This is a genomic window from Psychrobacter halotolerans (assembly GCF_039680845.1).
GTDB lineage: Bacteria > Pseudomonadota > Gammaproteobacteria > Pseudomonadales > Moraxellaceae > Psychrobacter.
In genome coordinates this window covers 78388-99144 of the sequence record NZ_JBDKWD010000006.1, presented here as the reverse complement: position 1 = coordinate 99144, position 20757 = coordinate 78388, and the positions used below count along the sequence as shown (strand labels likewise).

21 protein-coding genes are annotated in these 20757 nt (G+C 43.1%); 17 read left to right on the top strand and 4 right to left on the bottom strand.

The features are described from left to right. Window positions 1-155 precede the first annotated feature (155 nt). The 3 genes from AAJP47_RS11595 to AAJP47_RS11585 all read right to left on the bottom strand — a co-directional run bounded on the left by AAJP47_RS11595 (window position 156) and on the right by AAJP47_RS11585 (window position 2562). Entirely contained in the window at window positions 156-974 is an 819-nt protein-coding gene (locus AAJP47_RS11595; RefSeq protein WP_346718079.1) for a metal ABC transporter permease, read from the bottom strand. Window positions 975-1059: 85 nt separating this feature from the next. After that, a complete protein-coding gene (locus AAJP47_RS11590; protein ID WP_346718078.1) occupies window positions 1060-1908 on the bottom strand; it encodes a metal ABC transporter ATP-binding protein in 849 nt (282 codons plus the stop codon). A gap of 72 nt (window positions 1909-1980) precedes the next feature. Continuing rightward, window positions 1981-2562 carry a transcriptional repressor gene (locus AAJP47_RS11585; protein WP_346718077.1) on the bottom strand — a complete coding sequence of 194 codons (582 nt, stop codon included), beginning with the start codon at window positions 2560-2562 and terminating at the stop codon, window positions 1981-1983. A gap of 237 nt (window positions 2563-2799) precedes the next feature. On the opposite strand from AAJP47_RS11585, the gene AAJP47_RS11580 reads away from it, so the two are divergent. From AAJP47_RS11580 to AAJP47_RS11520, 13 genes are all read left to right on the top strand, one after another. Continuing rightward, a complete protein-coding gene (locus AAJP47_RS11580) occupies window positions 2800-3687 on the top strand; it encodes a metal ABC transporter solute-binding protein, Zn/Mn family (RefSeq protein WP_346718076.1) in 888 nt (295 codons plus the stop codon). A gap of 315 nt (window positions 3688-4002) precedes the next feature. After that, on the top strand, window positions 4003-4404 hold the full coding sequence (locus tag AAJP47_RS11575) for an ATP synthase subunit I (protein ID WP_346718075.1): 402 nt from the start codon (window positions 4003-4005) through the stop codon (window positions 4402-4404). Window positions 4405-5137: 733 nt separating this feature from the next. Beyond that, window positions 5138-6004, top strand: coding sequence for a F0F1 ATP synthase subunit A (gene atpB, locus AAJP47_RS11570; protein ID WP_346718074.1), 867 nt, complete (start codon window positions 5138-5140; stop codon window positions 6002-6004). A 33-nt stretch (window positions 6005-6037) separates the two neighbouring features. Further along, window positions 6038-6286, top strand: coding sequence for a F0F1 ATP synthase subunit C (gene atpE, locus AAJP47_RS11565; RefSeq protein ID WP_010197960.1), 249 nt, complete (start codon window positions 6038-6040; stop codon window positions 6284-6286). A gap of 117 nt (window positions 6287-6403) precedes the next feature. Further along, window positions 6404-6874: a F0F1 ATP synthase subunit B gene (locus AAJP47_RS11560; RefSeq protein ID WP_346718073.1), complete on the top strand. Its 471-nt coding sequence runs from the start codon at window positions 6404-6406 to the stop codon at window positions 6872-6874. 13 nt (window positions 6875-6887) lie between these two features. After that, window positions 6888-7511, top strand: coding sequence for a F0F1 ATP synthase subunit delta (locus tag AAJP47_RS11555; protein WP_346718072.1), 624 nt, complete (start codon window positions 6888-6890; stop codon window positions 7509-7511). A 93-nt stretch (window positions 7512-7604) separates the two neighbouring features. Further along, window positions 7605-9149 (top strand): F0F1 ATP synthase subunit alpha, encoded by a 1545-nt coding sequence (atpA, locus tag AAJP47_RS11550; protein ID WP_346718071.1) that lies wholly within the window; start codon window positions 7605-7607, stop codon window positions 9147-9149. A 215-nt stretch (window positions 9150-9364) separates the two neighbouring features. Beyond that, window positions 9365-10246, top strand: a complete 882-nt coding sequence (atpG, locus tag AAJP47_RS11545; protein ID WP_346718070.1) for a F0F1 ATP synthase subunit gamma — start codon at window positions 9365-9367, stop codon at window positions 10244-10246. Between the two features lie 38 nt (window positions 10247-10284). Next, window positions 10285-11718 carry a F0F1 ATP synthase subunit beta gene (atpD, locus tag AAJP47_RS11540; RefSeq protein WP_346718069.1) on the top strand — a complete coding sequence of 478 codons (1434 nt, stop codon included), beginning with the start codon at window positions 10285-10287 and terminating at the stop codon, window positions 11716-11718. Window positions 11719-11824: 106 nt separating this feature from the next. After that, on the top strand, window positions 11825-12241 hold the full coding sequence (locus AAJP47_RS11535; RefSeq protein WP_346718068.1) for a F0F1 ATP synthase subunit epsilon: 417 nt from the start codon (window positions 11825-11827) through the stop codon (window positions 12239-12241). Window positions 12242-12859: 618 nt separating this feature from the next. After that, entirely contained in the window at window positions 12860-13576 is a 717-nt protein-coding gene (locus tag AAJP47_RS11530; protein WP_058023509.1) for a response regulator, read from the top strand. 314 nt (window positions 13577-13890) lie between these two features. Continuing rightward, window positions 13891-15579: an ATP-binding protein gene (locus AAJP47_RS11525; protein ID WP_346718067.1), complete on the top strand. Its 1689-nt coding sequence runs from the start codon at window positions 13891-13893 to the stop codon at window positions 15577-15579. Window positions 15580-15903: 324 nt separating this feature from the next. After that, window positions 15904-16083: a hypothetical protein gene (locus AAJP47_RS11520; RefSeq protein ID WP_346718066.1), complete on the top strand. Its 180-nt coding sequence runs from the start codon at window positions 15904-15906 to the stop codon at window positions 16081-16083. Between the two features lie 60 nt (window positions 16084-16143). Here AAJP47_RS11520 and AAJP47_RS11515 read toward each other — a convergent pair whose 3' ends face one another. After that, complete coding sequence (locus AAJP47_RS11515; RefSeq protein ID WP_346718065.1) at window positions 16144-17604, bottom strand: ATP-binding protein; 1461 nt, start codon at window positions 17602-17604, stop codon at window positions 16144-16146. Window positions 17605-18073: 469 nt separating this feature from the next. On the opposite strand from AAJP47_RS11515, the gene rpsP reads away from it, so the two are divergent. The 4 genes from rpsP (at window position 18074) to rplS (ending at window position 20572) form a co-directional block, all read left to right on the top strand. Further along, window positions 18074-18343 carry a 30S ribosomal protein S16 gene (rpsP, locus tag AAJP47_RS11510; RefSeq protein ID WP_346718064.1) on the top strand — a complete coding sequence of 90 codons (270 nt, stop codon included), beginning with the start codon at window positions 18074-18076 and terminating at the stop codon, window positions 18341-18343. Window positions 18344-18527: 184 nt separating this feature from the next. After that, on the top strand, window positions 18528-19061 hold the full coding sequence (gene rimM, locus AAJP47_RS11505) for a ribosome maturation factor RimM (RefSeq protein WP_346718063.1): 534 nt from the start codon (window positions 18528-18530) through the stop codon (window positions 19059-19061). Window positions 19062-19194: 133 nt separating this feature from the next. Next, window positions 19195-19968, top strand: a complete 774-nt coding sequence (trmD, locus tag AAJP47_RS11500) for a tRNA (guanosine(37)-N1)-methyltransferase TrmD (protein WP_346718160.1) — start codon at window positions 19195-19197, stop codon at window positions 19966-19968. A 181-nt stretch (window positions 19969-20149) separates the two neighbouring features. Beyond that, window positions 20150-20572, top strand: a complete 423-nt coding sequence (rplS, locus tag AAJP47_RS11495; RefSeq protein ID WP_346718062.1) for a 50S ribosomal protein L19 — start codon at window positions 20150-20152, stop codon at window positions 20570-20572. The last annotated feature ends 185 nt before the right edge of the window (window positions 20573-20757 follow it).

Genomic DNA, 20757 nt, shown 5'->3' with positions numbered 1-20757 from the left:
TTAAAAAAATGGCTCAATCATTGTTAATATCATTAGAGAAAATTTATAACATAAAGTCCATTAAAGCTCTAGTACTATTAATAAAATAAAGTTTAATAAAACAAAGTTGAACAAGTAAGCAGATTAAGACAATGTTATTTTGCCCTATATAGTCGTTAATCACGAGCCGACCAAAATTTCATGGCAATCAGTTTGGAGAAAATAAGCGCCACGAAAAATAAGATAGCCAAAATCAATACGATTGAAAGCCCTGTCTGAATATCGAGCCAAATACTACCCCAAACGCCTAAAGTGACCCCAAGCTGGGCAATAAGTAGTGAGATAATAACCATTTGCTTTGGCGATTTTGACCATAAGCGTGCGGTTAGGGCGGGCAAGACCAGCAAACCACTGATTAACAAACTGCCGACCGCTTGCAAGGCTATCGCACAAAATCCTGCCAGCACGCCCATAAAAAATAACCGCTGCCGTGTTGGATTAACGCCTTGAATACGCGCCAACGCTTCATGGGTAGCAAGCTTGATTTGTGCTGGCCATATATAGGCGAGGAACCCCAATCCAACGACCACGCTACCAGCCAGTAAGGGCAAATCGGCCCAATCGAGCTCGAGCAGATTCCCAAATAAAAATCCTAATACATTGGCTTGATGGTCAGTCAGCTGAGTCAAGGTTAATAAGCCCAAGCACAGCAAGGATACCGCAACGACTGCCAAGACGGCATCCGCTGGCAGACGCTCATCATCAATCAATACCAAGCCTAGCACCACCACAACGCTGACAAACACAATGCCAATGCCCATCGGCAACTGCCACCATACTGCTAGTGCTACGCCAAGTAGGGTGCCGTGTGCCAAAGCATCAGCAAAAAATGCCATGCGGCGCCACAATACCAAACAGCCTAAGGGCGCTGATAATAGCGCTAGAATACTGCCCGCAATCCAAGCAGGCGCAATGATGGCTAACCAAGCGGTCATAATACATATCCGTAATATTTTTTAGAAAGGCGCAAAGCGATATTGGTGTTCAATACACTTGGCTTTAAAAGAGAGGGTTTAATAACTAAAGTTCAAGCTCGCTTGGGGCGCGATGTTTACAAGCATGCGGCTGATGTACATAAGGCTGTTCGTAATAATGACCAAACAGTTTTTGGAACTCTGTACTAATGGCAAGCTCGCTTGGTTGTCCCTCGCAGCAAATATGCTTATTGAGACAAATTACTCGTCGACTGCCTCGCATCACCCAATGCAAATCATGGGAGACCACGAGCATGGCACAGCGTAAAAAGTCTGGTAGCTTATCGATGAATTGATATAGCCAAACCTCCGTATCAGGGTCAAGCCCTTGCATCGGTTCATCTAAAATCAATAAGTTGGGTTTGTCTAACAACGCGCGCGCCAGCAATACTCGCTGTGTCTCACCACCTGATAAGTGCAGCATTTGCCGCGACATCAAATGCGTCAATGACAAGTTATCAAATATAAATTGGCGCTGCTCAGGCGTTAGGCGTTTTTTGTCTGCCTGACCCAGTAAGTCACTCACCCTCAGTGGCAATATCGGCGGTATGGCAAAGCGCTGCGGCACGTAGCCAAGCTGTAATGGCTGATGGGATTTGATACTGCCTTTAGTCGGATCAATCAAACCTAAGATGAGCTTGACCAAGGTTGACTTGCCCGCACCATTGGGCCCCACAAGACTGACTGTCTCATTGATAGCAATATTGATATCAATATGTGACAGTAAGCGCTGCTGACCAATATGGTAGCTCACGTTTTGCAAGCTTAACAACGGAGTGTTGTCATCGCCAAATTTAGTATCGTCCAAGTTAGCACCATTCACGTTAGCACCACTCAGGTTAGTATCAACAAAAGAGCTAGGTTGTTGGTTTGAAAATGCTTGAGAGTCTTTCATAAGTTTACAGCGGCTTCATTAAAAAGTAATAAAAAGAGAGCGCATTAACAGCTAATAACGCTAGCTTGATTGTTATGATTGACACGCCTGACACAGACCACTCAACTCAATGACACTTCGTGCTACGACAAATCCAACGTCTTGTTCAGCAAAGCTCATCATCTCTTGTACGGGTAAGCTACTACACTCTTGTACACGCTGGCATTGCTCACAGATCAAAAACGCGGCCGTGTGCTGCGCTCTTGGGTGACAGCAGGGCACATATGCATTGATAGAAGTCAGTTGATGAATCAGGCCCTCACTCAATAAAAATTCTAAACTGCGATAAACGGTTGGTGGTGCCACGTTTTTAGGCGCTTGTTCTTTGCGTGCTGACGTTTTCGGCAGTTGCTTTGACGACTGTTGCTTTGACGACTGGACTTGCGAGTCAGATTCGGACAAACGTAGCTTTTGCAGCTCAGTTATCAAATCGTAGGCACCAATAGGGTGGTTGGCTTCTAATACCAACTGATATATTTGTTGACGCAAGGCGGTAAAGCGTGCGCCACTTAAGCTACATTGTTCTTGGGCCGCTGCTAAGCGTTCAGCAACATCATGAGGCGTAAAGTCTTGCACATCATGCAAATGGTCGCAGACGGGTAAACTGGTGGACATATTGCAAGCTCCTAGAAATAAAATGGCTCGCCGTATTATAGTGTTTTTTGCTTTATCATAGTAATCTTTATTGTTATAGTATAACATAATAAGGTAAAAAGCAGACAAGCTTTTTTAAACCATCTATGCATGTCGCCATTACTATTCAAAATGGTTACCCAAATAAGTTGCTAAGTTGCTAAGCTACATTGAAACCCTCACTCATACTTCTGGTATCCAAACATCAAAGAATCCACTATGAACTCAGTTTTTACATTTCCTGCCCGCTCAATCAAGCTATCAAAACGTCTACTAATGACTGCTGCTCTAGTGTTAGGCGCTTCAGCTTTAAGCGCTCAAGCAGCAACAGTTAGTGTCAGTAATCACCCAATGGCGCTGCTTAGCCAAGCCATCACCGAAGGTACGCCAGCGGCCAAACAAATCTTACAAGCTGGCGATGTGGGGCATCATGGTAGTATCAGTCCAAGCGATAAGAAAACCATTCAAGACAGCAAGTACGTGGTTTGGTTTGGTGATGCCTTAGAAAATAGTCTGACAGGAAGCCTACAGACCGCGCCTAATGCCATTGCGTTATTCGATTTCAAAGCGTTTAATCGCCATCCCCGTCGCGATATTACGGGTGCCCCCATTGCAGGCACGCTCGATCCGCATATTTGGCTCGATCCCGAAAATGCCAAAGCCATTACCCGAGCGCTAGCAGTGATTCATAGCCATGCCAATCCTAAATATAAAGCTACTTATCAAGCGAATACCGAAAAATTTGCTCAACGTATGGATGCAGCCGTCGCTCAAGTTCAAAAAAATACCCAAAAAAATCGTCCTTATTGGGCCTACCACGATGCGTATCAGTACATCGAAAACGCCGCACACATAAAGCTGGCTGGCAGCTTAAGCCCAGACCATCATTTGTCTCCAAAAGCCAGTCAATTGCGTTGGCTGAATGAGAACCGCCCCGCCAAACAGATGTGCTTGATCAATCAAAGTACGGCTGCAAAAGGTCTACTTGCCAAGCTACAACCTGTCAGTACCACGGTGCAAATTGAAGACATGAGCGACAGTCAAGACTTTGTCGAGGGATGGACAAAAATGGCACAGCAAATCAATACTTGTATCGACGGTCAGTAGAATTAAACACAACGGCTAAGCAAATAAGTGTTACCATGCCCAAAACTAGCATACCCAAATCTTATGCCTTTCAAAGTGAATACCTTTAGGTAAGCACTTTGAAGCAATGTTCTAAAGACAGGTATGACTTGGGTTTGGTCATGATTTTGTGCTATATGGTTGACAAATTTCATATTATGCTTGCTTAAAATCATTATGCTCCTTATAATGAATAGCGTTTTATTTTGGCTAAAAGGTGATACCTGTAGGGAATAAGATATCTTAGGATAAAGTATCCTAATCATGTTACCTTATCTCAAGGCTATAGGAATACCGATGACCAAGCCGGCTAAACGCACACAAAAAGATAAAATTAGCGTCTACATTAAACGTCAAGCTTGGATATTATTTATCCTGATTTTGACGGTTTGGGCAATAGATACAGTTTGGCTGAATAGTAGTCAACTGCTTGTAGCAAAAAGTACTGCTATCGGTGCGCTACTGAGCTTTGTCACCCAAGCGATATTTGCTTTTTTTATTTTTTGGTATACGGGTTATCGCGCACGTCATCATATTGTTAGCCAGTTGTACCGAGGTCAAATGGCAAAATGGCTATTGACCGTGTTTGGTTTCGCACTAATTTTTATTACCGTACAACCCCTATCAGCGCCTGCGCTGTTTATCGGTTTTATGGTAATGCAAATTAGTCACAGTTGGATGTTGTGGCATATACGCTAGTGTTAATAGATAATCGCTATGCATGTAGTGAGACAATTGATTAATGACACTAGCAAGTCACCCTGCCGTCTAACTTCTCCATGACTATTTTTACAAAGTCGAATTTTTACAAAGTCAATGCTTAAAGACTGTTTTAAACAGTTCAATGATTTTAGAAACACTGGGTGATCGTTTATAGCAACTGTATCATACGATAACGAAGCAATTGGATAGTATTAATTTATTTGTCTTTGATCATTTTATTTGTCTTTAATAACTTCATTTATCTGTAATAACTGAGTTATGACAATTTAATGTTAATAACAAAGCCATATTGTTAAATACTATTTATAACTAACTTATTCATACAGTGGATAAAAAATCATAATTGACTTTACACGAATACCACGCTGCATTAATATAAGCGGCTCAATATTTTGCCTATAAGCGCTAGAACGGCGTACTAACTGTAAATACACAGTATGGGGCAAACACACAAATAATAATTTTGCGTATATATGCAAGGGCTATTACTGAATTATCATAAGCCCTTTTTTGATAGCTAAAATTTATTTTATGCCATCAAATTTGCACTAGTAATAGAACTATGGGTTGGATGTTATTGGTTATATGACGGTTTTAACAAACTACTTGCTTACTAATTAGTAAAGTCGGTAGCAGCGTTAAACGTCATCAAATGACAACCATATTTTTGGTAGTTGATTAAATCGTTGATTAATAAGAAGCTTACATTATGGCAGCCGAGCAAACATCATCAGAATATATCTCTCACCACTTAACGAATTGGACGTACGGCTATCTGCCGGGCGAAGGTTGGAAAGTTGCCCATACTGCTGAAGAAGCAGGCGCAATGGGGTTTAACGCTATCCATCTTGACTCTATGCTATGGTCAATTGGTCTGGGTATTTTATTTTGTACCATCTTTTGGATGGTTGCCAAAAAAGTAACATCAGGCGTACCAGGCAAGACTCAAGCAGCGGTTGAGATGATCGTCGAGTTCGTTGATAGTAACGTTCGTGATTCATACAGTGGTACTTCAAAATTGATCGCGCCATTAGCGCTGACTATTTTTGTTTGGATTTTCTTAATGAACTTGATGGATTTAATACCCGTTGACTTCATTCCAGGCATCGCCGGACAAGTAGGCGCTGCGATGGGTCATGATCCACATCATGTTTTCTTTAAGATTGTTCCAACCACTGACCCTAACATCACGCTTGGCATGTCCTTTTCTGTTTTTGCGCTGATTATCTTTTATAGCATTAAAGAAAAAGGTTTGGGCGGTTTTATTGGTGAATTAACATTACACCCATTTAGCGCCAAAAATCCAATCGTACAAGCGATTTTAATCCCCATCAACTTCATTTTAGAAGCCGTTACTCTGATTGCAAAGCCTGTATCACTTGGTTTGCGTCTATTTGGTAACATGTATGCTGGGGAGTTAATTTTCATACTGATTGCTCTAATGCCGTTTTGGATTCAATGGGCGTTATCGGTACCGTGGGCTATCTTCCACATCTTAGTTATTACACTTCAAGCGTTCGTATTTATGATGCTGACGATAGTTTACATGTCGCTTGCATCATCAACTGAACATTAATTAGACATTCAATAGGTAAATGAGGATACATCAATGGATCCAGTATTAGGTGGTTACACAGTTATCGCAGTAGCGCTACTTATCGGTCTTGGCGCACTTGGCACAGGTATTGGTTTTGCTATTCTAGGCGGCAAATTCTTGGAAGGTGTTGCGCGTCAGCCAGAGCTTGGCTCACAATTGCAAACTCGTATGTTCATCGTAGCAGGTCTTCTTGATGCTATTCCGATGATCGGTGTTGGTATTGCTATGCTATTGTTGTTCGCTAACCCTCTAGCAGGTTAATCCGAAAGCTCAGTTGTAAATGTTTGGTATTCGGAGTTTTTCTATCAAATATAGTCAAAATTTGACTGCCAAACATGATCAATGAAACTGATTTTTCATTAACAAAGAGGTGATCACGTGAATATCAATTTTACCCTCGTCGGTCAAGCCATTGCTTTTGCAATATTTGTGATTTTTTGCATGAAATTCGTGTGGCCACCATTGATCGGTGCCATTAATGAACGTCAGCGTAAAATTACGGAAGGCCTGAGTGCTGCAGAAAAAGCAAAAGCTGATCTGGCAACCGCGGAGCAAGATGTTCAGAATGAACTTGATCTTGCAAAGACCAAAGCTGCTGCTTTAATTGAGCAAGCGAACAAGAGTGCAAATCAGCTCGTTGAAGATGCCAAAACGCAAGCCCAAGCGGAAAGCGAACGTATTCGTCAACAAGCTCAAGCGTCTATCGACCAAGAAATCAATCAAGCGCGTGAAGTATTACGTGCCCAAGTTGCTGAACTGGCTGTACTTGGTGCAGAAAAGATTTTGCAAGACAAAGTCGATGTGCAAAAACATGCCAGTATGTTAGACCAACTGGCGGCGAAGCTGTAATTGTGAGGATATAATGGCTGACTTATCAACATTAGCACGACCGTACGCTAAAGCCGCGTTTGACTATGCCAACGAAAACGGGGTAGTAAATGAGTGGGAAAACTTCTTATTTATTGCCGGTACCGTTGTCGATGACAAGTCTTTCAGTACTTGGCTAGACAATCCAGCTGTTTCTGCTGAGCATAAGTCAGCTGCTTTGGTCGATCTTTATGATACACAAATAGCTAGCGCTAACGATTCTGCTTTTAAGCAACTATTGAATGAGAATCGCGGAGTTCGCTCTGACAGCGAGACCAGCTATCCAAAAGTATCAGTAGCACTTAGTAACTTCGTTAAACAGTTATCAGAACAAGAGCGTCTGGCGCTGCTTCCTGAAGTTTATGAGCATTATCGCCGTCATAAGGCAATAAGCTTAAAGCAGCTTGACGCATATGTGACCTCTGCATACCCATTGACCGACGCTCAGCGTGAAATGCTTCAGACGCGTCTTGCCACATCACTAAATGCGAGTGTGGTGATTCATGAGTCGGTTGATCCAAGTCTATTGGCAGGCGCTACCATCAAAGTCGGTGATAAAGTCATTGATGATTCAATGCGCGGCAAGTTACAACAGTTAAAAACACAGCTAACTGCCTAATGCCATTCATCAGCGCAGCCATATAGAATCTGCGTGAACGTAAGAGCATTTAAGTCAGTGGGCGGGTTATCATAAATTAAAGGAAACAAGGCAATGCAACAATTGAATCCAGCGGAAATCAGTAACCTGATTAAGCAGCGTATTCAAGACCTTGATGCGGGTGCAACTGCAAAGAATGAAGGCACGATTGTCAAAGTATCTGACGGTATCGTGCAGATTCATGGTCTTGAAGATGCCATGTACGGCGAAATGATTGAGTTTGAAGGCGAAATCTATGGAATGGCGCTTAACTTAGAGCGTGATTCTGTCGGCGCGGTAGTACTTGGTGATTACCTAAAGCTGCAAGAAGGTCAAAAAGCCTATTGTACTGGTCGTATCCTTGAAGTACCAGTAGGTCCTGAGCTGCTAGGCCGTGTTGTTGACGCCTTGGGTAATCCTATTGATGGCAAAGGTCCTATCGATGCCAAAATGACGGATAAAGTCGAAAAAATCGCGCCAGGCGTTATCGACCGTCAATCAGTAGATCAACCAGTAATGACAGGCTATAAAGCCGTTGATACTATGATTCCAATCGGCCGTGGTCAGCGTGAGCTTATCATTGGTGACCGTCAGACGGGTAAAACCGCGATGGCTATCGATGCGATCATCGCGCAGAAATCATCTGGTATTAAGTGTGTGTATGTGGCAATCGGTCAAAAACGTTCGACCATTGCTAACGTGGTACGTAAGCTTGAACAATCTGGTGCCCTAGAATATACCACTGTCGTGGTTGCTTCTGCCTCAGAGCCAGCGGCACTACAGTACATCGCACCATATTCAGGTTGTACGATGGGTGAATACTTCCGTGACCGTGGTGAAGACGCACTGATTGTATTTGATGACTTGTCAAAGCAAGCGGTCGCTTATCGTCAAATTTCACTACTATTACGCCGTCCGCCAGGCCGTGAAGCTTATCCTGGTGACGTATTCTATTTACACTCACGCCTACTTGAGCGTGCATCACGCGTCAATGCTGATTACGTAGAAAAATTCACGAACGGTGAAGTGAAAGGCAAGACAGGTTCTCTAACCGCACTACCTATCATTGAAACCCAAGCGGGTGACGTATCAGCATTCGTACCAACCAACGTGATCTCAATCACCGATGGTCAGATTTTCTTAGAATCAAGCCTATTTAACTCAGGTATCCGTCCAGCCGTCAACGCTGGTATCTCGGTATCTCGTGTGGGCGGTGCTGCTCAGACTAAGATCATCAAAAAGCTATCTGGTGGTATTCGTACGGCCCTAGCTCAGTATCGTGAATTGGCTGCATTCGCCCAGTTTGCCTCAGATCTTGATGACGCAACTCGCGAACAGCTTGATCACGGTGAGCGCGTTACTGAACTTATGAAGCAAAAACAATATCAGCCAATGTCAGTTTCTGAGCAAGCGGCTGTTATTTATGCGTCAAACGAAGGGTTCTTAGCGGACGTGCCAGTTGAAAAAATTGGTTCTTTTGAAGAAGCTTACTTACGTTACATGCATGATGAACAAAGTGAATTGATGCGTGAGATTGATGACACTGCGAACTACAATGATGATATCGCAGGTCGTTTAAAGTCAGCTTTAGAGACCTTTAAACAAAATCACAGTTATTAATTTAACGGGTTAAGCCGATTTGGTTATGGCTTTCTTTGATAGCTGATAAGGTGGCGCGTTGTCTGTCCAGATATTTGCGCCACTGTTTTAACCATTAGCGGTATTAGATCGCGTAATGCACAAAATATAAAATATTATTCTGTAAGACATATGATGTATATTAAACGATTGTTGCATGCGCCAATGCTTTTTAACCCTCTTATATTGGAATCATTATGGCAAGCTTAAAAGAGATACGTGCCAAAGTCACCAGTATTAAAAGCACCCAGAAAATTACTCGTGCCATGCAAATGGTGGCGGCAAGTAAGATGCGCCGTGCCCAAGAGCGCATGGAAGTGGGTCGCCCGTATGCTGATAGTATGCGCCGGGTTATTTCACATTTGGTGCACGCCTCATCAGATTATAAGCATCCGTATATGGTATCGCGTCCAGTCAATAAGGTTGGCTATATTGTCATTACCTCTGATCGCGGCCTAGCGGGTGGTTTGAATATTAACTTATTCAAAGCTTTAACGAAAAATATCCAGCAGTATCAAGACCAGTCTGTACAAGCTGAATTTGCAGTCATTGGTGCCAAAGGCGTCAGCTTTTTCAAAAACTTTGGTGGCAAAGTGACCTCAGCGGTGACAGATTATGGTGATAAACCAACGTTTGAGCAATTGAACGCTCCTGTTCAGGCGATGCTTGAAGATTACAGCAACGGTAAGTTAGACCGTATTTACGTGGTATATAATCAATTCATCAATGCTATGACGCAAAAACCAACGGTCAATCAGTTGGTGCCTTTACCAGAAGGTTCGCTTGATGAAGAAGAAAGCGGTATACAGACAGAACTGAGCTGGGATTATATCTACGAGCCTGATATCAAAACGTTGATTGATGAATTGCTTGGCCGTTATATTGAGTCGATTGTTTATCAAGCGGTAATGGAAAACATTGCCTCTGAGCAGTCCTCGCGTATGGTTGCAATGAAAGCGGCAACAGATAATGCTGGTGACCTTATTAACGATTTACAGTTGGTTTATAACAAGCTGCGTCAAGCGGCGATTACCCGAGAAATCTCGGAAATCGTTGGCGGTGCTGCTGCTGTTTCATAATTGACTACACCTATATATAGAAGTTCAAGGAGAACGCAATGAGTAGCGGTCGTATTGTACAGATTATTGGCGCGGTTCTTGACGTTGAGTTTAACCGTAACGAAGTTCCTCAGATTTTTGATGCCTTGCAAGTTGATGGCACTGAAACCACACTAGAAGTACAGCAACAGCTCGGTGATGGCATCGTACGTACTATTGCGATGGGTTCAACCGAAGGTCTAAAGCGTAATCTACCTGTTACCAATACTGGTGCACCTATTTCTGTGCCTGTTGGTATTGGTACGCTAGGTCGTATTATGGATGTTCTTGGTCGTCCTATCGATGAAGAAGGTCCTGTCGTGGCTGATGAGAAATGGACCATCCACCGTGATGCGCCAAGCTACGCAGAACAGTCAAACAGTACTGAATTGCTAGAGACGGGTATTAAAGTTATCGATCTACTTTGCCCGTTTGCTAAAGGTGGTAAAGTTGGTCTGTTCGGTGGTGCTGGTGTTGGTAAAACCGTCAACATGATGGAATTGATCAACAACATCGCTCTGAAACACGAAGGTTTATCAGTGTTTGCAGGTGTGGGTGAGCGTACTCGTGAAGGTAACGATTTCTATCACGAAATGCAAGAAGCAGGCGTTGTAAACACTGAAGACTTTAGTAAATCTAAAGTTGCGATGGTATATGGCCAGATGAATGAGCCACCAGGTAACCGTCTACGTGTTGCGCTGTCTGGCTTGACCATGGCTGAATACTTCCGTGATACCAAAGATCCTGCTACTGGCAAAGGTCGTGACGTATTATTGTTCGTTGATAATATCTATCGTTATACACTAGCAGGTACGGAAGTATCAGCACTGCTTGGCCGTATGCCATCAGCGGTTGGTTATCAGCCAACACTTGCTGAAGAGATGGGTTTATTACAAGAGCGTATTACCTCAACTCAGTCAGGCTCAATCACCTCAGTTCAAGCGGTATATGTACCAGCGGATGATTTGACCGATCCATCACCAGCCACAACCTTTGCTCACTTGGATGCCACTGTTGTATTGAGCCGTGATATCGCCTCGCAAGGTATTTACCCTGCGGTTGATCCACTCGACTCAACCTCTCGTCAGTTAGATCCACAAGTCATCGGCGAAGAGCATTACAACGTTGCTCGCGGGGTGCAGGTCGTCTTACAGCGCTATAAAGAGCTAAAAGACATCATCGCCATCTTGGGTATGGATGAGTTATCAGAAGAAGATAAACTAGTCGTTTATCGTGCTCGTAAGATTCAGCGCTTCTTATCTCAGCCTTTCCACGTTGCCGAAGTCTTTACTGGCGCACCTGGTAAATATGTTGCACTACGCGATACCATTGCTAGCTTTAAAGCAATCATCGCAGGTGAGTACGATGACCTACCAGAGCAAGCATTCTACATGGCTGGTGGCATTGATGAAGTAGTCGCCAAAGCAGAGAAAATGAAATCTACTGCAGCATAAGTGGTGTTAGCATTTGCTAAAGGGCAGGTAGGTGATAAAACGCCTATCTGCCAGTAGGTATAACGCATTGCAGTTTTGATTGTGTTTTGATCGTGAGGAGTTAAGTATGGCAACGTTACAATGTCGCGTCGTAAGTGCTCGTGAAGAGTTGTATTCAGGCGAAATTAGCATGTTAATAGCTACTGGCACCGAAGGCGAGATTGGTGTATTGCCAGGTCACACACCGCTTATTACTTTGCTAAAACCGGGTGCGATGCGCGTACAAACACCAAATGGTGAAGAAGAAGTGATTTATGTATCAGGTGGTGTGTTAGAAGTACAGCCTAAAATGGTGACGGTATTGGCGGACACGGCTATGCGTGCAGACAATCTTGACGAAAGCAAAATCGTTGAAGCGCGTAAAAAAGCAGAGCAGATGCTGGTCAATCAATCTGATACCGTGCAAACGAATGCTGCTTTGGCATCGCTTGCAGAGTCAGTAGGACAGCTACAAACCATCCGTAAGTATAAAAACCGTGCTTAGTCTGATCATTTAAAATGTTTGAGATGAGGTTAAACCTTATCGAAGATACTCAAAAACAGTCCATCATGGGCTGTTTTTTTATGGGCGTTTTTTATACTGTTATTTTCTCTCTTTTCTTTAATCGTTAGATTGCAGGGTTACGTTTTTATATTAATCTTATTAGGAACTACTCTATGGTTTTTGTTTATATGCTATTAGCAAACTATTATTAGGAAGTTTTTAAAAATGTGGCTGGCGACAAGAAGAATATGTCGTTATATTAGATAAGGTAGAGCGTAAATGTCGAGTAGGCAGGACAATTATTATTAAGATAGCAATCGTTAGATTTAATTGCTCCTACCTATTTAAACAGTGAAAGGGTTTAAAGAGCTATCTTACTCACTGTTATTGCCTAAAGCGCATAATATTCGGACGTAAACTAAAGTTTTAATGAGGGTAGTTTATAGGTTTTGTTAACGACTATAAGCTATAGTATAGGAAGCTGTATGTTTAATAGTATACTATGCTACCAAGTTTGTAACAGCTATACGAACATCAATTGTACCAGTCTATGGTGCTATTAATTTTACCGCTCTTACTTTTACTGCTTTTAAATTAGATGTATTAGAGGATATAACAATGACAACGACTGAAGAAGACAACACCCCCCGAATCTTAATTGTTGAAGATGATGAACGTCTGGCCATGTTGACCCAAGATTACTTGGTCAAAAACGGCTTAGAAGTAGCAATTGAAACTGACGGTAACCGTGCAATTCGCCGAATTGTTAATGAACAGCCAGATATGGTCGTGCTTGACGTCATGCTTCCTGGTAGTGATGGTTTGACTGTATGCCGTGAAGTTCGCCCGCATTATCAAAACCCTATTTTAATGTTGACGGCACGTACTGAAGATATGGATCAGGTACTGGGTCTTGAGATGGGTGCTGATGATTATGTAGCAAAACCGGCTCAGCCACGTGTATTACTTGCTCGTATTCGTGCTTTATTACGTCGCTCAGAAAACGCACCATCAGAAGATGTGCCGCAGCGTTTAGAGTTTGGCGAATTGGTGATTGATAATGGTGGTCGCTCAGTTAATCTAGGTGATGAGTTGGTTGATTTCACCAGTGCTGAATATGATCTTTTATGGTTACTTGCGTCTAATGCGGGGCGTATTTTATCGCGTGAAGATATCTTTGAGCGTCTACGCGGTATCGAATATGATGGTCAAGATCGTTCAATTGACGTCCGTATTTCTCGCATTCGTCCAAAAATTGGTGATGATCCAGAAAATCCAAAGCGTATCAAAACGGTACGTAGTAAAGGCTATCTATTCGTCAAAGAAGGCAACTAAGACTAATTTGCGCACGCAATAGTTCATTGGTTATCATCGTAAAACAAAAAACCAGCCTATAAGCTGGTTTTTTTTGGCTAAATTTCAATTTTTAAACTTAAATGCAGCGTTATGTGGTTTAATTGAGCGATTATTATGGCTGTTGACCAGATATGTATGACGCAGATGCGATTTGACGACATGAGCCTATATCAATCAAAGTACAGCAGCAAAAATAATCTTTATTTAACAGTGCTCAATATTATTTATAATGTAGCCGTTTAACGGCAAAATAATAGCAGCAGTTTTTATTCATCAAGTTGGTCACGGCACGTATGTCATTAGTTTCTTCTTTAAAGCACAGTATTTTCGTTCGCATCTATGCTGGACTACTTATAGTCTGCTTATGTGTGGCATTGTTTGCCCAACTATTGATGGATACGATCAATAAAGAACGCGTGCAGTCTTACCGTGAGAGTATGGCAAACGGGGCCTTTCATTTGGTGAGCGAAGGGCTTGCTCATCAAGAGAGTGAAGAGCAGCGTGAGTACTGGCTGTCAGATGCCAGTAGTTTGTTTGGCTCAAAATTTAGCATCGTACCGATTGATGAGGTAGATTTTAACGCCAGTGAGCTGCGTCGTTTTGAAAATGGCATTACGGTCGTTCGCTATGTCAGTCAGCCTGTTTATGCGGATGTCTATTATCGCCTGCCAGACAATCAAAATGTGTTGACGGCAAGGATATCGCAAGTGACGGAGCAGCAAGTTCGGGCAATCGCTGTATTCTTGCTAGATGACTTGTCCTACCACATGACGTTATCTGATAAGCGTGCCCGTTTGGCTGAGTTAGAAGAAAAATTCACCTTTCCTCTAGAGTTAAAAGCAGCAAATTCATTAAACCTAGATACCGACCAAATGGCACGTTTACGCCGTGATGAAGTGGTCATTTCATTACAAGACACCAATAGCAGCAAGACGAACTCAGCCATCAAAGTCGTTGTCCCTTCTGAAATCAATGACATGGCCATTTTAATTGGCCCTATACCTTTGTTTAACTGGTTTCCGCTTAATCTTATTATCAGTATGATTCTGATTAGTATGTTCCTAATCAGTCTGGGCGTATACGCGCTTATTTTCCCTCTCGAGCGCAAACTGCAATTGATTCAGGTTGGTGTTAATGAAGTGAGTAAAGGCAATCTTGATATTCAAGTGCAAGTCATCGGACAAGATGAGATTGCGCGTCTATCAGCGACCTTCAATGCCATGACCTCACACATTAAGCGTCTGATTGAATCGCAGCGAGAGTTGACGCGTGCGGTATCGCATGAGCTGCGTACCCCTGTTGCGCGTATTCGGTTTGCGGTAGATATGCTTGCAGATACGGATGATGAAGACTCGCGATTCATGCAGCGTGACTATATCGATGAAGATATTGAGGCACTGAATGGTTTGATTGATGAGATCTTGACCTATGCCAAGCTTGAAGAAGGATCGCCCAAGTTAGATTTGGAGCCTGTGAACCTCAGAGAATTGTTAGATCAGGTCGAACGTGAGACCAATGCACTTGGCAAACCGATCAAAATCGTGACGAAACTACCAAACACTAAAGTCACTGCCATTGCAGATCGCCGCTATTTACACCGTGTTATTCAAAACCTTGCTGGTAATGCACTGCGCTATGCAGAAACGACGATTATCATCAGTGCTGGCGTCAAAAAAGGCAATGCTTTTGTCAGCGTTGAAGATGATGGTCATGGTATTCCTGAGGCGGATCGTGAAAGGGTTTTCATTCCATTTTCCCGTTTGGATGACAGCCGTACGCGGGCATCTGGTGGCTATGGTTTAGGTTTGTCTATTGTGTCTCGTATTGCCTTTTGGTTTAATGGGGGAATGGCAGTAGATGAGAGCCAAGAGCTTGGCGGCGCTCGATTTGTCATGACGTGGCCCATCAAACCACTGACGCAAATTCTTGCTGCTGATGAATTGACACAAGAAAAAAGCGAGCGTGATTTCGACACTAAATAAGGTGAGCTTATCAATCACAGTTATTTTTTGGGTAGGAGCGTATACTTGAGTCAATCAGCAGATTGCTGGTTACTGCTTATAATGGTTATTGCTTATACTGGTTGATGATTAAACATAAACGATTCTTTTTGAAAAGAGTACGGCGCTACTAGGACAAGTTTGTGAAGCCTTTGCCACACTTGCGAGTAGCCAGTGAGAAAAACTGAACCCGTAGGCCATAGTGACGGTACGTAGCCATTTTGGTTTGGATTGCCTATAAACCAAGTATAGAGTCTTTAATCAGTCTTTAGATAAAGGTCGTTTTGATAAATAGGAGGGTAAAAGATGCCATATTTATTTGGCGGTTTGGTGATTTTGAATGCCATCACTTTGGGTTACTATCTATTCTTGCAGCAGCCCCCGATGACTCAAACCCTAACGGCGGCGAAAAATGATATCAGCCAGCCGCTCGCTTTTACTAATAGCGCTAAGTATCTTCCGCCTATTATTGGCACTAAAGATTAGTTTTTATTGATTATCAGGGTTGCCACAGAACTTTTCTTAACTACTCATTTCCAGTATTACTTAACCATTGTCAGAGACTGAGGGTTCTTCGGTTTCTGCCGCGATGGTTTTATCACCTGCAACTTTAGAAAGTAAAGGAATGCGTACACATACCTGCAAGCCGCCCTCGGGGTGGTTGATCGCCTCAACAGTACCATGATGTAATCTTGCAATACGGTCTACAATGGCGAGCCCCAAACCACTGCCTTGAGTGGTACGCGCGGTTTCACCACGCTCAAACGGCTGCATAATACGCTCCAATTGATCTTCTGCAACGCCGCTGCCACAGTCGCGTACACATATCAGTAGCTGCTCTTGCGCTTCCTTATCGACGACACTTTCACTGACCACCTCATGGTCTTCTTCTACAGCCGTTTCTATAAATGTGGGCACAACCGTCGCTGATAGATAAATTGGTGGCTCACCATAACGCTTTGCATTGTTGACCAGATTGATAATCAAACGTTTGATAGACATAGGGCGCACAGGCACCACTTTATGACACTCTGATTGATAAACGAAGGCCATTGGCGCGAACTGCACCATGATTTCATTAAAGATGGTGTCCAAATTGGTCAGGCTGACTGGCTCATCGGAGCCATCTTTCATAAACGAGATAAACTGCTCCAAAATGGCATCCATATCTTCGATATCGTAAATTAATCCTTCTCGAAAAAAGTCATCTGGCAACATCTCAGCGGTCAAACGCATGCGCGTTAACGGAGTGCGCAGATCATGCGAGATACCAGCTAGCATGATGGTTCGCTCTTTTTGTGCTTGATTAAGAGTGGTGAAAAGACGATTGAATGCGGTATTTACCTGACGTATTTCTGTTGGGCCTTTTTGTGTCGGCAGGGTGGTGGCATGACCCAAACGAATATAGTTGGTCGCTGCCCGCTGTAAGTAGCGAAGCGGGCGATTCAACTGCCGCGCCAATAGAATGATGGTCAGTAAGGATAAGATTGGCAAACCAATCAGAAACAGTATCAACAGTCCGGGACTGTACTGTGAATAGTAAACCACTGGTTCACGAATCCAAAAACTGTCATCTCGGCTGTCTTGTACCCAAAGCTGCGGTGTGGGTTTAAATTTAAAATACACTTCCACAGGTCGACCCAACTGCGCGCCAATCTCACGTTGCAACACATCGGTAAAAAGCCCTACAAATGCCTTATCAGAGACTTCTGGAAAGTCATTAGGGTTATTGACCACCACCACATGAGAATGGCGATAGATCCACTGACTGACCTCGGGACGCTCTTGCCAATCTTGTTTGGCACTAATCATCAATCGCAGCTCGCTTGTCAAATAGCGCGCATGGTTTTTAAGCTCGGGCAGATAAAGACTGCGCCAAAAAAACATGATCGATAAGCCCACACTGATCAGCACAATAAAAGAGACCATCAAGGTGGTCAGCCAAGTGTTGGAATAAGAACGTGCAAGTCGACCTTTACGACGTGGTGGTGATTTTGGTGTGGTCATATCAATCCAACATGTTGAAAAATATTTTATAAAGTTTCGGTAGAAGCATTCTGCTGGTTTTTAGTGTATATGGTCAGCCTTACGGGCATCCATACCGCCGTTTTGCTATGGGTTTTAGCATTGATTGCGCCAAGACTCTATTGTGCCAAGTCTATATTGTGCCAAGACTACATAGAGTAGCATACTCTATCTCTCATACTGATGGCTTTAAAGTAGCGAGCAATACTCAGATCGTTAAATGAATTTTAATCCAATAGTTCCCAAGACTTTGACTTGGTCATTCAGCAAGACACAATTCGCTTAATAGATGAGGTAAAGAGCAGGTGTTATGAGCAATTGGGTTTTACATCGATAGGCATTTAAGCTATTGTTAATAAATAATTAAATAAGCACAGTTTATGTTTTCAATAAATCTAGACTGTGATATAATTATGCCCTTTTTGGTATACCTGCGAAAGAGAGAATTCACATGGTTGTTATTCGTTTAGCACGGGGCGGTGCCAAGAAACGCCCATTTTATCAAGTAGTTGTTGCTGATCAACGCCGCGCGCGTGACGGTCGCTATATTGAAAACATCGGCTTTTTTAACCCACTCGCTAAAGAGTCTGAAGAAGGCGTACGTTTGAATATGGAAGCGTACAATGCGTGGATCGCAAAAGGTGCACAACCTTCAGATCGCGTTGCTTCTTTGGCAAAAGCTTACAATAAGTCTGCTGCGCAAACTGAAGCCACTGCTTAAGTTGTCGTTGCTGTTACTAAGATGCTGATAGTACGATTATGAGTATAACTTAGTAGACTTTAGAACACATAGCGTAACTGGTATAACCAGGGTACGCCATTAACTGTTTATCGCTTTTGACTCAATTGTTTTTACAATTGCTGTTTTAATCAACGTTGTATTAATCATTGTTAGGTTAGCCGTTATGTCATCCACTCCAAACGCTAGTGCCCTTATGAAAATTGGTCAGCTTAAGAAGCCTTATGGCATCAAAGGCTGGCTTTGGGTGTTTAGTGACACGGACGATCGTACGGCAATATTCGACATGCAGCCGTGGTGGATGAAAACCGCTACAGGCATGAAACCTTTAACTGTTAAAGCGTGGCGTGAGCAAGGAGTAGGAATTGTGGCTCAGTTTGAGCAGATTCCTGATCGTAACGTTGCTGAGACTATGAATGGTGTTACCGTTTGGGTCGAACAAAACGTCTTGCCTGAAACAGCAGAAGATGAATATTATTGGTCAGATTTGGTCAGCTTGCGCGTTATTAACGAGCAGGATGAATATTTAGGCACGATCACTGAAATGTTTGAAACTGGCGCCCATGATATTATGCGGGTGACAGCAAATTCAGACAGTTTGGATAATGAAGAGCGCCTAATTCCATGGCACAAGCAAACGGTGATAGAAGTCGATATGACTGAAAAAACGGTTCTTGTTGCATGGCCAAGTGATTATTAACAAGTGATTATTAACAAGTGATTATTAAACAAGTGATTGTTGACAAGTGATTATTGATACCGCTTTTGGCTTGTAGTCAGGTGGCATGGATATTCACACCGATTGTTTTAGCCTCAATGCAAGTAGACATCAGATGTATTTTGCCGTCATTAGTATTTTTCCTGAGATGTTTGCCACGATTCGTGAGTTTGGAATCACGGGACGGGCAGTGACTCAAGAGCAAGTGACGATTGAATGCATTAATCCACGTGATTATACCACTGATAACTATCGCCGTATTGATGAGCGCCCTTATGGTGGCGGTCCTGGAATGGTGATGATGGCTGAGCCGTTGTCAAAAGCCATTGAGGATGCACGCTTGCGTGCCAAGCAACACGGCTGCCGTATCGATAGCGAGCATTGTCCGGTGATTTATATGTCACCACAAGGGCAAACGCTTAATGAGAGTAGTGTGGTCAGTATGACTGATTACGATGGCATGATTTTATTGTGTGGTCGTTATGAGGGTATTGATGAGCGCTTACTGTCACAATACGTCGATATGGAAATATCATTGGGTGATTATGTATTGACCGGTGGTGAGCTACCAGCAATGGTGCTTATGGATAGTATGATACGTCGTCTGCCTGATATCATGGGTGATGACAAGTCAGCTGAGCAAGACTCCTTCGTGGATGGCTTGCTTGATTGTCCACATTATACTAAGCCACATGAGTTTGCAGGTATGGCTGTGCCGGAAGTATTGCTTTCGGGCCACCATGCCAATATCGCTAAGTGGCGCTTTAGTCAGCAAGTCAGTCGTACGCAAGCGCGTCGTCCAGATTTGTGGCAAGCGTTTACCCCAACGGTAGAGCAAGCAAAATGGCTCAAAGCATTGGCAAAAGCAGATAAAAACTCGCTTTTATAACACGGGTTTTGATAAACAGTTAAGCAATAGAATTTTGAGCAATATTAAAACGAGTCATAGCATAATGGCCGTTGGTTATAACCCATTTACGTTTCATCTCACTATAAAGAGATGCGATTAATTATTACAAACAGGTGATATGCGTTAAGCCTCTATTATCTAATGTGAGGAGATAACTCTCATGAGCAACAAGCATCCATTGGTTCAGGTCATCGAAAACGCTCAATTGCTTGAGCGTCCAAACTTTGCACCCGGCGATACCGTTGTGGTTCAAGTAAAAGTACGTGAAGGTGAGCGTGAGCGTCTACAGGCTTTTGAAGGCATTGTAATCGCTAAGCGTAACCGCGGCGTAAACTCAGCGTTTACCGTTCGTAAAATTTCAAGCGGTGTCGGTGTTGAGCGTGCATTCCAATTGCATTCGCCAATCATTGATAGCATTGAAGTGAAACGCCGTGGTGCTGTTCGCCGTGCGAAACTATACTACTTACGTGAGCGCTCTGGTAAATCAGCCCGTATCCGCGAAAAGCTTCCTGCTCGTTCAGTTGCTCAGAAAAAAACTGACGCTGGCGTACCTGATGCTGTTGATACTGCACCTGGTATCTAAATATCGGTATCTAAATATCAGTATTTAAGCAAATGCTTGCCTCCCTTAGCCGATCGTCTAATTTTACGATTGGCTAAGCGTAAGGTGATAGTAGATACAAGCCCTTATTCATAGGTTTATTTATAAATAAGCGGGCCATACCAAAAAAGACGAAACCCCAATCTATGCGCAAGCGAGATTGGGGT

What these genes read in the sequence shown, in the direction of transcription:
- AAJP47_RS11595 (WP_346718079.1), bottom strand. Translation starts at nt 974, where the DNA reads ATGACCGCTTGGTTAGCCATCATTGCGCCTGCTTGGATTGCGGGCAGT.
- AAJP47_RS11590 (WP_346718078.1), bottom strand. Translation starts at nt 1,908, where the DNA reads ATGAAAGACTCTCAAGCATTTTCAAACCAACAACCTAGCTCTTTTGTT.
- AAJP47_RS11585 (WP_346718077.1), bottom strand. Translation starts at nt 2,562, where the DNA reads ATGTCCACCAGTTTACCCGTCTGCGACCATTTGCATGATGTGCAAGAC.
- AAJP47_RS11580 (WP_346718076.1), top strand. Translation starts at nt 2,800, where the DNA reads ATGAACTCAGTTTTTACATTTCCTGCCCGCTCAATCAAGCTATCAAAA.
- AAJP47_RS11575 (WP_346718075.1), top strand. Translation starts at nt 4,003, where the DNA reads ATGACCAAGCCGGCTAAACGCACACAAAAAGATAAAATTAGCGTCTAC.
- atpB (WP_346718074.1), top strand. Translation starts at nt 5,138, where the DNA reads ATGGCAGCCGAGCAAACATCATCAGAATATATCTCTCACCACTTAACG.
- atpE (WP_010197960.1), top strand. Translation starts at nt 6,038, where the DNA reads ATGGATCCAGTATTAGGTGGTTACACAGTTATCGCAGTAGCGCTACTT.
- AAJP47_RS11555 (WP_346718072.1), top strand. Translation starts at nt 6,888, where the DNA reads ATGGCTGACTTATCAACATTAGCACGACCGTACGCTAAAGCCGCGTTT.
- atpA (WP_346718071.1), top strand. Translation starts at nt 7,605, where the DNA reads ATGCAACAATTGAATCCAGCGGAAATCAGTAACCTGATTAAGCAGCGT.
- atpG (WP_346718070.1), top strand. Translation starts at nt 9,365, where the DNA reads ATGGCAAGCTTAAAAGAGATACGTGCCAAAGTCACCAGTATTAAAAGC.
- atpD (WP_346718069.1), top strand. Translation starts at nt 10,285, where the DNA reads ATGAGTAGCGGTCGTATTGTACAGATTATTGGCGCGGTTCTTGACGTT.
- AAJP47_RS11535 (WP_346718068.1), top strand. Translation starts at nt 11,825, where the DNA reads ATGGCAACGTTACAATGTCGCGTCGTAAGTGCTCGTGAAGAGTTGTAT.
- AAJP47_RS11530 (WP_058023509.1), top strand. Translation starts at nt 12,860, where the DNA reads ATGACAACGACTGAAGAAGACAACACCCCCCGAATCTTAATTGTTGAA.
- AAJP47_RS11525 (WP_346718067.1), top strand. Translation starts at nt 13,891, where the DNA reads ATGTCATTAGTTTCTTCTTTAAAGCACAGTATTTTCGTTCGCATCTAT.
- AAJP47_RS11520 (WP_346718066.1), top strand. Translation starts at nt 15,904, where the DNA reads ATGCCATATTTATTTGGCGGTTTGGTGATTTTGAATGCCATCACTTTG.
- AAJP47_RS11515 (WP_346718065.1), bottom strand. Translation starts at nt 17,604, where the DNA reads ATGACCACACCAAAATCACCACCACGTCGTAAAGGTCGACTTGCACGT.
- rpsP (WP_346718064.1), top strand. Translation starts at nt 18,074, where the DNA reads ATGGTTGTTATTCGTTTAGCACGGGGCGGTGCCAAGAAACGCCCATTT.
- rimM (WP_346718063.1), top strand. Translation starts at nt 18,528, where the DNA reads ATGTCATCCACTCCAAACGCTAGTGCCCTTATGAAAATTGGTCAGCTT.
- trmD (WP_346718160.1), top strand. Translation starts at nt 19,195, where the DNA reads ATGTATTTTGCCGTCATTAGTATTTTTCCTGAGATGTTTGCCACGATT.
- rplS (WP_346718062.1), top strand. Translation starts at nt 20,150, where the DNA reads ATGAGCAACAAGCATCCATTGGTTCAGGTCATCGAAAACGCTCAATTG.